This window comes from Pararhizobium sp. O133 (assembly GCF_051669845.1).
In the GTDB taxonomy this organism is placed as follows: Bacteria; Pseudomonadota; Alphaproteobacteria; order Rhizobiales; family Rhizobiaceae; genus Pararhizobium.
This window is the reverse complement of record NZ_CP196426.1, coordinates 2,281,298-2,293,695: the sequence shown is the minus strand read 5'-3', so window position 1 is coordinate 2,293,695 and position 12,398 is coordinate 2,281,298. Positions and strand designations below refer to the sequence as shown.

The following is a 12,398-nucleotide window of genomic DNA, read 5'->3' as shown; positions in this document are numbered from 1 at the left end:
GTCAGGCGCCCAGAAGCTGCTTGCCTGCACGCGAAATCCACGAATTTCCGTTTTCGCGCGGCTCAAGCCCGCCGGTTTGCAAAAGCTTGTAGGCATCCGCATACCACTGGCTATCGGGGTAGTTATGGCCAAGGACGGCCGCCGCCGTCTGCGCTTCGCTGGTAATGCCCATGGCGAAATAGGTCTCGACCAGACGCGACAACGCTTCCTCGACCTGATTCGTGTTCGGATATTTCTCGACGACGGAACGGAAGCGGGTAATCGCCGCCAGATATTCCTTGCGCTCAAGATAATAGCGCCCGACCTGCATTTCCTTGCCGGCGAGTTGGTCCTTGGCGTAGCGCATTTTCGCCTGGGCATCCTCGACATATTCCGAATCGGGATAGTTCGTGATCACCGCCTGCATCGCCTCGATGGTCTTGAAGGCAGGCTTCTGGTCCTGCGTCACCGCCGGGATCTGCTTGGAATAGGCAAGACCGACGATGTACTGCGCGTAAGCAGCGTCTTCGGACTCCGGATAGAGATTGAGGTAGCGGCTGGCACCGTTGATGGCGTCCTGATACTGGCCGTTGCGATAATTGATGAAGGACCGCATGACCAGTGCCTTGCGGGCATATTCCGAGAACGGGTGTTGCTTGTCGATTGCGTCGAACTTGCGCGCCGCTTCCGTCGTCTTGCCGGCATTGAGGTTGGCAAGACCCTGATTGTAAAGAACCTCAGGCGGGTCGGTTTCCGCGCTCAGCTTGGTGATATCGATGTCGGGATCGTTCTGGCAGGCAGTCACCAGCACACTGGTTGCGGATGCCGCAAGCGCGATGACGGCAATCCGCGCCATCTTCTTCAATTCAAACCGGCCTGCAAATACCATTCGTAAATCCCAACTCGTACGGCAGTAAGAATACCGCCGCCTATGAACCGCGTTTTAGATCAAGATGCAACAAGACCGCAACGTCATGATGATTGATTAACGCAATTTTGTGGCAGCTTGATCATGAAAAAGCCGGTCAAAAGACCGGCTTCTGGCAAGTTGGAACCCGATTTCGCATGAGCGAACCGGACAAACATCACGGGGCGTTGACGGCCATGACTTCGCGCGGTGCCGAACGCTGGCGCTGCGGCGCGGTCTCGACGATCTCGTAGGCCGTCGGATCGCTCATCAGAGCCTTCAGGGCATTGGCGTTCATCTTGTGGCCGCCGCGATAGGAACGGTAGCAGCCCAGGAACGGCATGCCGGCCAACGCGAGGTCACCGACGGCGTCGAGCGTCTTGTGGCGCACGAACTCGTCCTTGGCATAACGCAGGCCTTCGACGTTGATGACGGTGTTGTCGTCGGAGATGACGACGGAGTTTTCGAGCGAAGAGCCGAGGCCGCGGCCGGCGGCCCACATCTTCTCGACATCGCGCATGAAGCCGAAGGTGCGCGCACGCGACAGCTCATTCTTGAATGTCGACGGCGTCATGTCGCCCCTCCAGGCCTGACGGCCGATCAACGGACTGTCAAAATCGATCTCCACCTCGAAACGCATACCACCTTCATACGGTAGAAACTCCGACCAGGACGCGCCCGATTCGATACGAACCGGCTTGAGAATACGGATGTAACTGCGCTTGGTTGCCAAAGCGCGGATACCGGCCTGCTCGATCGCCTCAATGAACGGAGCAGAGCTGCCGTCCATGATCGGCATTTCGGCGCCGTGAACCTCGATCAGGAGGTTGTCGAGGCCAAGCGCGTAGATCGCCGCCATGACATGCTCGATAGTGGCGATGAACGTGGCCGGCGTGAAGCCGAGGATCGTGCAGAGATCGGTGTTGCCGACCTGCGAGGACACGGCTTTGTATTCGGCAATGACCGTGTCACCATTCATGCGCTGAAAGATGATGCCGCTATCGGCTTCCGCCGGATGGAACGTGATCGCTACTTCGGCGCCCGAATGAACGCCCGTGCCGGACAGAGTGACAGACTCCGCAATCGTCGTCTGAAACCCAAGCTGTCCAATTCCAAGTCCCATGCTTCTCGCCTTCAAATGCATCGTGGCGTTACCGCCGAATTGTCTTACGGGACGAGAGCCAAGCGCCTTTTTAAACGCCGCAGGCCACACAGTCGGAAAGCGGCACGAAACGCCACCTGCCGGTCCAACATGCAAGCCAGCGAAGTCTCGAATCGCAATGCCGCCTCATCAGTCCCGATTGTGAAGATAATTGCAGCGGGGCGTCATTCCAAATCACTGTTTCTTTCGCTTTGTTACGCTTCGGCGACCTCCCCGTTAGCAACTGAAAACAATGCATAATCCATAAAAAATGCCCGGGCGCAAACCCGGGCATTTCGGCAAGGTGGAAGGCGGGTGTCAGATCAGTTCGACTGACGGCGCAGGAACGCCGGGATTTCGAGCTGATCGTCTTCATGAGCACGCGGCTGCGAGGCGACGCGGGCACGGTCTTCGAGCGGAGCAGCGCGACGCGGTGCGTAGACGCTGGCTTCCGGCGACAGCGGACGACGCTGCTGCGAGGCTGCGGCCGGAGCACCGGCCGTCATGTCGGCAGCCACATCATGGGCTTCTTCTTCGCGGCGGCCGAGCGAATTGGTGATTCGCTTCAGGAGACCCATCGGGCCGCGTTCTTCCTGGGCGACTGGCTGAGCGCGATGCTCGGCTTCGGCCTTTACCATCGGCGGGAAGTCTTCGACCTTCGGCATGCGGATCTGTTCGGCCTGCTGGCGGATCATCGGAGCGATTGGCTCCTGGCGAACCTGAGCAACCGGTGCGGGGGCAACGGGCTGCGGCTGGTAAGCCGGCATTTCGACAGCGCGCTGAACCGGAGCGGCAGCCTGCATGACCGGCTGTTCGACTGGAGCGGAGGCTCCGAACAGCCTGCTCTGCGGACGGAAGTCTTCCTGCACTTGCTGGATCGGAGCCTGCTGCACCGGAGCGGTGGCGCCGCCACGCGGCATGGACAGGAACAGTTCGCGCTCCAGTTCAGCTGCACGGATGGCTTCAGCGATCGAATCGGCGGTCTGTTGCTGAACCGGCTGAGCAACCGGCTGCGGCTGCACGACCGGCTGCTGGGCCACAGGCTGTTGAGCGATCGGGGCCGGCTGCTGCTGGATGGCAACGGTCTGCTGGACCGGGGCTGCCGGGATGGCGATCGACGGACGAATGATCGGCTTTGCGGCTACAGGACGAAAGTCGGCGGAACGACCGGCCACCTCCGCGGCCGTGCGATCGATACCCGTTGCCACGACCGAAACGCGGATCAGGCCTTCGAGTTCTTCGTCGAACGTTGCGCCGAGGATGATGTTTGCGTCCGGATCGACTTCCTCGCGAATGCGGGTAGCGGCTTCGTCGACTTCGAACAGGGTGAGGTCGCGACCGCCGGTGATGGAGATCAAGAGGCCCTGGGCGCCCTTCATCGAGGTTTCGTCGAGCAACGGGTTGGCGATCGCGGCTTCGGCGGCGGCCATTGCGCGACCTTCGCCGGATGCCTCGCCCGTACCCATCATGGCGCGGCCCATTTCGCGCATCACGGAGCGGACGTCCGCGAAGTCGAGATTGATCAGGCCTTCCTTGACCATCAGGTCGGTGATGCAGGCAACGCCGGAATAGAGGACCTGGTCGGCCATCGCAAACGCGTCGGCAAACGTGGTCTTGTCGTTAGCGATCCGGAACAGGTTCTGGTTCGGGATGACGATCAGGGTATCGACCGACTTCTGCAGTTCCTGGATGCCCATGTCGGCAAGACGCATGCGGCGCTGGCCTTCGAAGTGGAACGGCTTGGTGACGACGCCGACCGTCAGGATGCCTTTGTTGCGGGCGGCCTGGGCGACGACCGGAGCAGCACCGGTACCTGTACCGCCACCCATGCCGGCGGTGACGAAGCACATATGCGTGCCGTTCAGGTGGTCGATGATTTCGTCGATGCATTCCTCGGCGGCCGCACGGCCGACTTCAGGCTGCGAGCCGGCGCCGAGGCCTTCGGTGACAGCGACACCCATCTGGATGATGCGCTCGGCCTTGGTCATGGTCAGTGCCTGCGCATCGGTGTTGGCGACGACGAAATCGACGCCTTCGAGGCCTGCGGTGATCATGTTGTTGACAGCGTTGCCGCCGCCGCCGCCGACACCGAACACGGTGATGCGCGGCTTCAGCTCGGTGATATCCGGCTTCTGCAAGTTGATCGTCATTGTACCCGTTCCTTCCTGGTTTCTGGCCGCCTTGCCGGGTCGGCCAAATCTCTAAAACTCTTCATGCTTCCCTCGGCTGCGAAAGGTTCCTGTCCTTCGCAGGCTTCGGGCCTCAAAAACTTTCCTTCAGCCATTGGCCCATGCGGGCGATCCGGCTGTTGTTTCCTGCCAGCGACGAGAGCAGGCCGCCCTGCGTCGCGTGGGTTTCCATGTCCGCGACCTGCGGATAGATCATCAGGCCGACGGCGGTCGAAAAGGCCGGGCCCTTGGCCGCTGCCGGCAAGCCGGAGACGCCGAGCGGGCGGCCGATGCGGACGTTGCGGGCGAGAATGCGGCGCGCCGATTCCGGCAGGCCGGTCAACTGGCTGGCGCCACCCGTCAGGACGACGCGCTTGCCGACGATCGGCGAGAAGCCCGAGCGCTGGATGCGGTCGCGAATGAGTTCGAGCGTTTCCTCGATTCGGGCCCGCACGATGCGCGAGACAAGGGCGCGCGGCACGTGTGTCGGCTGGTCGCGGTCGTCCTCGCCGATTGGCGGCACAGAAACGATTTCGCGCTCGTCGACGGTGTTGGGCAGTGCCGAACCATGGACAACCTTCAAGCGCTCGGCGTCCTCGATCCGGGTCGAGAGACCGCGAGCAAGGTCCGTCGTGACGTGATGGCCGCCAAGGCTGATCGCGTCGGCATGAACCAGCTTGCCTTCGGCGAAGACCGAAATCGTCGTCGTGCCGCCGCCCATGTCGATGGCGGCGCAGCCGAGTTCGACCTCGTCGTCGACAAGGGCCGCCAGCCCGCTGGCATAAGGCGTCGCAACGATACCTTCGACCGACAGATGGCCGCGATTGATGCAGAGTTCGAGGTTCTTCAGGGCGGCGCGCTCGGCGGTCAGGACATGCATGTCGACACCAAGCTGGTCGCCGAACATGGCGAGCGGATCACGGATACCGCGCTCGCCATCCAGCGAAAACCCCGTCGGCAGCGAATGCAGGATGACGCGGTCCTGGCGCAGCGACTGCTGGCCGGCAGCAGCCAGAACCTTCTTGAGATCAGCCGCATCGACTTCCTGACCACCGAGATCGATGGAGGCGGTGTAGATATCGCTCTGCAGGCGACCGGCGGAGATGTTGACGATCAGGCTGTCGATCGTCAGGCCCGCCATGCGCTCGGCGGCATCGACCGCGAGACGGACAACGCTTTCGCAAGCGTCGAGATCGGCGATGACGCCATTCTTCATGCCACGGGACTTGTGATGGCCGATACCGATGATCTCGATCGAGTGGGTACGGTTCGGCAGGATCTGACTTTCGACCTTGGGTGTCAGCCGGCCGATCATGCAGACCACCTTGGTCGAGCCGATATCCAGCACCGAAACGACATGCGACCGCTTCGACGACAGCGGCTTCAGGCGAGGCAGACCGATATGCGAGGAACCGAAAATGCTCATGTCCGGCTCTCCTGCTCCAACTTCTTCAATTTTTTCGTGCGGGCTTCCAGCGCCACGTCGCGGCGGGCGGCGGCTTCCGGAGTGAGCTGGACCGTGGTGCGATCCTCGAGCCGCAGGTCGACGGCGGCGATATCGCGCTCCAGCAACTGCTGCCCCTCGTCCATGGTCGAGAGCACCTGCATGGCGCGATCGAGATCGTGTTCCGGCAGCTTGATGGTGATACCGTTGTCCAGCATCAAGTCCCAGCGGCGGCCGGCGACACGGACATAGGCCTTCACGCGCTTGGAGATTTCAGGCCACTGCGAAAAGCGCGCGTAGAATTCCGCAGCCGACGTCTCGGCATCACGGCCGACGAACAGCGGAAGTTCGGAGAACTTATTGTCACGCAACGGCGCGATGACGCTGCCGCTCGCCTCGATCAGCGACAGATCGGAGCCGTGCTGCCAGATGCCGAAAGCCTTGCGCTCCTTGAGCGTCACCTCGATCGTGCCGGGATAGACCTTGCGCACCGCAACGTTCTCGACCCACGGCATTTCGCTGATCAGCTTGCGGGCAACATCGATGTCGAGCGCGACGAGAGAGGTCGTGCCATCAAGGCCGAGCTGCTGCAGGATGTCGATCTCGGAGGTCTGATCGTTGCCGGAGACCTTGACGTCCTCGATTGCGAAACCAACGGCCGAGGTCGTCGCTTGGGCGACGTTCTGGCTATGACCTCCGAGCGACATGCCATAAAAACCAGTCGCCGCCAGGAAGATAGCAGCCGAAATGGTGCCGGTATACGGCATGAAGTGGATGCGACCGGTTCCAAGGCTGATCAGGAAACGCACGACGCGGCGAAGCGGCCGCGGAAGAACGCGCTGACCATCCAGGTCAGCCGCTTCCAGTGGCGCACGAAGCCTTGTCTTCCTGCCTCTCAACGCAAACACGACGCGTCCTCCACGATCCACTTGAGAAATTCACCAAAGGTATGGCCGGCATGAACGGCCATTTCGGGCACCAGAGAGGTTGGAGTCATTCCGGGCTGAGTGTTGATTTCCAGCCAGATGAGCTCTCCGTCTTCAGAGAAGCGGTCGTCGAAGCGGAAGTCGGAGCGGCTTACGCCGCGGCATCCAATCGCCTGATGCGCCTTGAGGGAGAGTGTTTGTATTTTTTGGTAAATATTCGGTAAAACTTCCGCCGGAATGACGTGTTTTGAACCGCCTTTTACATACTTGGAATCATAATCGTAGAAGGCGTGCCCTTGAGGAATCACTTCGGTGACTCCCAGCGCGCAATTACCCATGACGCCGCAGGTGAATTCGCGCCCGGCGATGTACCGCTCAACCATGACCCGGTCACCGTATCGCCATTCACTGGAGGTTACGATCTGCGGCGGATGCGACTGGTCTTCCTTGACCATGACCACACCGAAGCTCGACCCTTCACGCACCGGCTTGACCACATAAGGCGGCTTCAGCGGATGCTCAGCGCCAAAATCGTGACGATCCATGACCCGCGCCTCGGCCGTCGGAATACCGGCGGCAGCAGCAATGATCTTGGCCTGCGCCTTGTCCATGGCGAGCGCCGAGGCAAGCACGCCGGAATGCGTATAGGGAATCTCAAGATATTCGAGGATACCTTGGATGGTTCCATCCTCACCGAACGGACCGTGAAGGGCGTTGAAGGCAACATCGGGGCGCAGGTCGGCAAGCACGGACGCAATGTCGTGGCCCACGTCCACGCGGGTGACGCGGTAACCTTCACCTTCGAGAGCATCGGCGCACGCAGTCCCGGAGGACAGGCTCACCGGCCGCTCCGAAGAAAATCCGCCCATCAGGACAGCGACATGCTTACCACTCATAAAAACCCCCGACATGACGCCAGCCTTACAAATTCCTGCTTGCGCCTAGCTTGTTCGCACACGAGTCGCGACCATCAGGCACAATCCCACTAGAGCGGCATTATGGTTAATGAACCGTTTACTTTGGTTAACCCTACCCAAGAGAAGGGTAAATATTTCGCATCGATTCAATGCCGTGCCTCGATTCATCGCTTGGAATCAGAGCGTGAATCTGGCGCAAGCAAAAATGCCGGCGCCGCTGGGCGCTCGAAAAGCAAAAGCCTCGCAGCGTGAGGCTACGAGGCTTTCCTTGACCGTCCGGAATCAGTGGGATGATCAGTCTTCTTCGCCGACGACCTTCCAGGCGATGCCGCCAAGCGCCGCCCCGACGATCGGGGCCAGCCAGAACAGCCACAGTTGCTGCAGCGCCCAACCGCCCACGAAGAGAGCCTGCCCTGTCGAGCGAGCCGGATTGACGGAGGTGTTGGTGACCGGGATAGAGATCAGGTGAATGAGCGTCAACGCAAGGCCAATGGCGATCGGCGCAAAGCCGGCGGGCACCCGGCCGCTGGTTGCGCCGAGAATGATGAAGAGAAAGAAGCCGGTCAGCAGAACCTCGATGACCAGCGCCGAAGTCAGCGAATAACCGCCCGGCGAATGTTCGCCGTAGCCGTTGGCGGCAAAGCCGCCGAGCTGGAAATCGGCCTTGCCGCTGGCGACCAGGTAAAGTGCCGCGGCCGCCAGGATCGCACCGGCGACCTGGGCGATGATATAGCCGACCAGCGAAGAGGCCGGAAACTTGCCGGCGACCGTAAGACCAACCGACACGGCCGGATTGAAATGACCGCCTGAAATGCCGCCGACGGCATAGGCCATGGTCAGCACCGTCAGGCCGAAGGCAAACGACACTCCGAGCAGGCCGATTCCGACCTCCGGAAAGGCGGCCGACAGGACGGCGCTGCCGCAGCCGCCGAATACCAGCCAGAATGTTCCTAAAAATTCAGCCGAAAGCTTCTTGAACATGATTTTCCCTTCAAACCGGAGCGACGCTCCGAGAAGACTTCCCGTGCATGAAACCCATTCCAGCCAGGCCCCCCTGAGTGAAACATCCGCACGATACAGCCAGCTAAAGGCGGCTCGATAAATGCCGCACAACCCAAGATTTTTGAAAAAGCGATTCCGGTCAAGGATTAAGCAATCGAAAGAGCCGAAGATAAATTTTAATTGGCAAACGAGCCATGGCATGAGGTCGGAATCGTGAAATTTTTTGAGCCCCCCAATCCCCGAGATCTTGCCGTTATCTGGGCGTCGCCGCCTTGGTCACGCTTGCCCGCATGCTGCTGTCTGGCGAGAACGAAGTCCTAGGCAAGACCTATACAAAACGAAAAACCGCCGTGGAGCGATCCGCGGCGGTTTTTTGTTGTCTCGTTTCACCTGGGCTTCAGGCGGTCAGTTCGCCGAGGAATGTCTTGACCTCATAGCCCGGCATGAAATTACCGATGCGCTTAATTTCCCATTCCAGCGTGATGCCGGAGGTCTCGTAGACACGCTGGCGCACGGTCTCGCCGAGATATTCCAGCTCGTAGCCGCTCGCCTGGCCGGTGTTGATCATGAAGTTGCAATGCATCGGCGACATCTGGGCACCGCCGATGATCATGCCGCGGCAACCCGCTTCGTCGATCAGCTTCCAGGCGGAGTGGCCTTCGGGATTCTTGAAGGTCGAGCCGCCGGTCTTTTCACGAATCGGCTGCACCGTCTCGCGGTGCTGGCGGACGGCATCCATGTCGGCGCGAATCTTCACCTTGTCCTCCGGATAACCTTCAAAGACAGCGTGGGTGAAGATCAGGTCCCTGGCCGCCGAGGAATGCCGATAGCTGTAGCCCATGTCAGTGTTGGAGAGCACATGCCGGTTGCCCTTGCGATCGACCGCATGGACCTCGACCACGCGCTCGCGCGTTTCGCCGCCATTGGCGCCGGCGTTCATACGCAGCGCGCCGCCGATCGAGCCGGGAATGCCATAGTAGAAATGGAAACCGCCGATGCCGTGATCGAGCGTCATGGCCGCAAGGTTCTTGTCCGGGCAGATGGCGCCAGCCTTCACCCGCGTTTCCGAAATCAGCTCGACATCGCCGAACCCCTTCGCCGAAAGGCGGATGACGACGCCCTTGATGCCGCCGTCGCGCACCAGAAGGTTCGAGCCGACGCCGGCGACCATGATCGGCACTTCCTCCGGCAACATCTTGAGGAAGGTGACGAGATCGTCCGTGTCATGCGGCTGGAACATCAGCTCGGCAAGACCGCCGGCGCGGAACCAGGTGACGCGGTCCATCGGCGCGTCCGGCGTCAGACGCCCACGCACATCCTTGATGCCGTCTCCAAGAGACGCCAGAAGTTTTTCACCGTTTACCTGTTTCATGCGGAATTTCCTGAAATGCCTGCGAGTTCCTTCGGGAGTGCGGCAGCCCAGTATGTGATGCTGCCAGCCCCCAAGAGAACCACAAAGTCACCGGGTTGTGCAATGGCCGATACAATCGGCGCGATTGCTTCCGGGCCTTCGATGAAACGGGCATCGCGGTGACCGCCTGCCTTGATGCGAGAGACGAGCTCCTGCGAGTTGATGCCTTCGATCGGCTCCTCGCCGGCGGAGTAGACCGGCGCCAGGAGAATCGTATCGGCGTCGTTGAAGCAGGCGGAAAAATCCTCGAACAGGCTTTGCAGGCGGGTGAAGCGGTGCGGCTGGTGAACGGCGATCACACGGCCCTGGCAGGCCTCTCGGGCAGCCTTCAGCACCGCCTTGATCTCGACAGGATGGTGGCCGTAATCGTCGTAGACGCGGACATTGTTCCATTCCCCGGTGAAGGTGAAGCGCCGCTTCACGCCGGCAAAGGAGGCAAGTCCCTTGGCAATATCCTCTGGCGAGATGCCCAGCCGCTGGGCAACGGCAATAGCGGCCGTGGCATTCGACACATTGTGGCGGCCAGGCATCGGCAGGCGCAGATCCTGCAACTGGATCACCTGACCGGTGCGGCGACGGCGGATTTCGACGTCGAACACCGATGTCGCGCCGTCCATGCGGATATTGGAAAAACGCACGTCGGCCTGCGGATTTTCACCATATGTGATGACCTTGCGGTCCTCGATCTTGGAAACCATCGTCTGCACTTCGGGATGATCGAGGCACATGACGCCGAAGCCATAGAACGGCACATTCTCGACAAACTGGCGGAAAGCGGCGCGCACGGCATCGAAGTTGCCGTAATGATCGAGATGTTCCGGATCGATATTGGTGACGACAGCAACGTCGGCCGGAAGCTTCAGAAAGGTGCCGTCGGATTCGTCGGCCTCGACTACCATCCACTCGCCCTCGCCCATGCGGGCATTGGTGCCATAGGCATTGATGATGCCGCCGTTGATGACGGTGGGGTCGAGACCACCGGCTTCCAGCAGAGTCGCAACCATCGAGGTGGTCGTGGTCTTGCCATGGGTTCCGCCGATGGCGATGGCATTGCGGAAGCGCATCAGTTCCGCCAGCATTTCGGCGCGGCGAACCACCGGCAGCAGCTTTTCACGCGCGGCGATCAGTTCCGGATTGTTCTTCTTGATCGCGGTCGACACGACGACGACCTCGGCATCGCCGATATTCTCCGCCTTGTGACCGACGAAAACCTCGATGCCCTTGTCACGCAGACGCTGCACATTGGCGCTGTCGGACTGGTCCGATCCCTGCACGCGATGGCCGAGATTGTGCAGCACCTCGGCAATGCCGCTCATGCCGATACCACCGATACCGATGAAATGAACGAGGCCGATCGTCTGCGGCATTTTCATGAGCGTGTTTCCTTGAACTTGGCAATCGTCGAACCGCTGGCAATAGCTTCAACCATGGCGGCAAGCAAGCGGGCGGCATCGGGCTTGCCGGCCTTGCGGGCATTTTCCGCCATGCCGGCCAGTTTCTCCGGATTGTTCATCGCATCGGTGAGAATGCGGCTGAGTTTTTCCGCCGACAATTCGGCCTGCACGATGACCTTCGCACCACCGGTCGCGGCAAGCGTCGCGGCATTGGCGGCCTGATCGTGATCGAGCGCATAAGGATAGGGAACCAAGATCGCCGGACGGCCGATGACCGAGATTTCCGAGACGGTGGAAGCACCGGAGCGGCAGATCACCAGATGCGCGCCCGCGATCCGCTCAGCCATATCGTTGAAGAACGGCGCGATTTCCGCGTTCATCTCCAGCTTGGCCACACAACCCTGCACCATCGGCATGTCTTCGGCGCGCGCCTGCTGGGTGATCTTGAGGCGCTGCCTCAAGCTGTCGTCAAGCAGACTGACGGCCGTCGGAACGGTCTTGGAGAAATACTGCGCGCCCTGGCTGCCGCCGAACACGACCAGCCGGAACTCCTCGCCCGCGCCAGAAGCCTGATACGGCACCTTGGCCGCTTCCAGAACCGCCGGACGAACGGGATTGCCTGTTGTCACCGTCTTAGCTGCATAGACGCCATCGGTTTCGGGCAGGAAGCCACCGGCGATCGCCATGACGCGCTTGGCGAGCGCCTTGTTGGCGCGGCCCATCACGGCGTTCTGTTCATGGATCATCGAGGGAATGCCCATGCCGGTGGCGGCCAAGAGCGGCGGAATGGTCGGATAACCACCGAAACCGACGACGACCTTCGGCCGAACCTTCGCCATCAGCCGGCGGGCGATTCGAATACCGGACCAGAGCGTCCAGAGCGACGAGGCGACTTTCAGGGGATTCTTCGAGCCGATCGTCGCGGAAGGAACCACATGAATCTCATCGGCCGGGAACTTGCCGGCATAGCGCTCGGCGCGACTGTCGGTGACCAGATGCACGGAATAGCCCAGCGCCTTCAGTTCGAAGGCGAGCGCTTCCGCCGGAAACAGATGACCGCCGGTCCCGCCGGCGGCCAGCATGATGATGGCTTTGGTCATGATCAATCC

General features: G+C 60.9%; 10 protein-coding genes. All 10 read right to left on the bottom strand.

The features are described 5' to 3' along the window. Position 1 precedes the first annotated feature (1 nt). Complete coding sequence (locus ACST81_RS10965) at positions 2-835, bottom strand: outer membrane protein assembly factor BamD (protein ID WP_438753508.1); 834 nt, start codon at positions 833-835, stop codon at positions 2-4. Positions 836-1,064: 229 nt separating this feature from the next. Beyond that, positions 1,065-2,009, bottom strand: coding sequence for a UDP-3-O-acyl-N-acetylglucosamine deacetylase (lpxC, locus tag ACST81_RS10960; RefSeq protein WP_438753276.1), 945 nt, complete (start codon positions 2,007-2,009; stop codon positions 1,065-1,067). A gap of 341 nt (positions 2,010-2,350) precedes the next feature. Continuing rightward, complete coding sequence (gene ftsZ, locus ACST81_RS10955) at positions 2,351-4,177, bottom strand: cell division protein FtsZ (RefSeq protein WP_438753273.1); 1,827 nt, start codon at positions 4,175-4,177, stop codon at positions 2,351-2,353. Positions 4,178-4,289: 112 nt separating this feature from the next. Continuing rightward, positions 4,290-5,621: a cell division protein FtsA gene (ftsA, locus tag ACST81_RS10950; protein WP_438753271.1), complete on the bottom strand. Its 1,332-nt coding sequence runs from the start codon at positions 5,619-5,621 to the stop codon at positions 4,290-4,292. Continuing rightward, positions 5,618-6,547, bottom strand: a complete 930-nt coding sequence (locus ACST81_RS10945; RefSeq protein WP_438753270.1) for a cell division protein FtsQ/DivIB — start codon at positions 6,545-6,547, stop codon at positions 5,618-5,620. Before ACST81_RS10945 ends, ftsA begins: the two co-directional genes overlap by 4 nt. Then, a complete protein-coding gene (locus tag ACST81_RS10940; protein ID WP_438753269.1) occupies positions 6,535-7,461 on the bottom strand; it encodes a D-alanine--D-alanine ligase in 927 nt (308 codons plus the stop codon). The genes ACST81_RS10945 and ACST81_RS10940 overlap by 13 nt, the downstream gene beginning before the upstream one ends. A 315-nt stretch (positions 7,462-7,776) precedes the next feature. Further along, positions 7,777-8,463 carry an aquaporin Z gene (gene aqpZ / locus ACST81_RS10935; protein ID WP_438753267.1) on the bottom strand — a complete coding sequence of 229 codons (687 nt, stop codon included), beginning with the start codon at positions 8,461-8,463 and terminating at the stop codon, positions 7,777-7,779. Between the two features lie 418 nt (positions 8,464-8,881). Next, positions 8,882-9,856: a UDP-N-acetylmuramate dehydrogenase gene (murB, locus tag ACST81_RS10930; RefSeq protein ID WP_438753265.1), complete on the bottom strand. Its 975-nt coding sequence runs from the start codon at positions 9,854-9,856 to the stop codon at positions 8,882-8,884. Then, complete coding sequence (murC, locus tag ACST81_RS10925) at positions 9,853-11,268, bottom strand: UDP-N-acetylmuramate--L-alanine ligase (RefSeq protein ID WP_438753264.1); 1,416 nt, start codon at positions 11,266-11,268, stop codon at positions 9,853-9,855. Before murC ends, murB begins: the two co-directional genes overlap by 4 nt. Continuing rightward, positions 11,265-12,389 carry an undecaprenyldiphospho-muramoylpentapeptide beta-N-acetylglucosaminyltransferase gene (gene murG / locus ACST81_RS10920; RefSeq protein ID WP_438753263.1) on the bottom strand — a complete coding sequence of 375 codons (1,125 nt, stop codon included), beginning with the start codon at positions 12,387-12,389 and terminating at the stop codon, positions 11,265-11,267. Before murG ends, murC begins: the two co-directional genes overlap by 4 nt. Positions 12,390-12,398 lie beyond the last annotated feature (9 nt).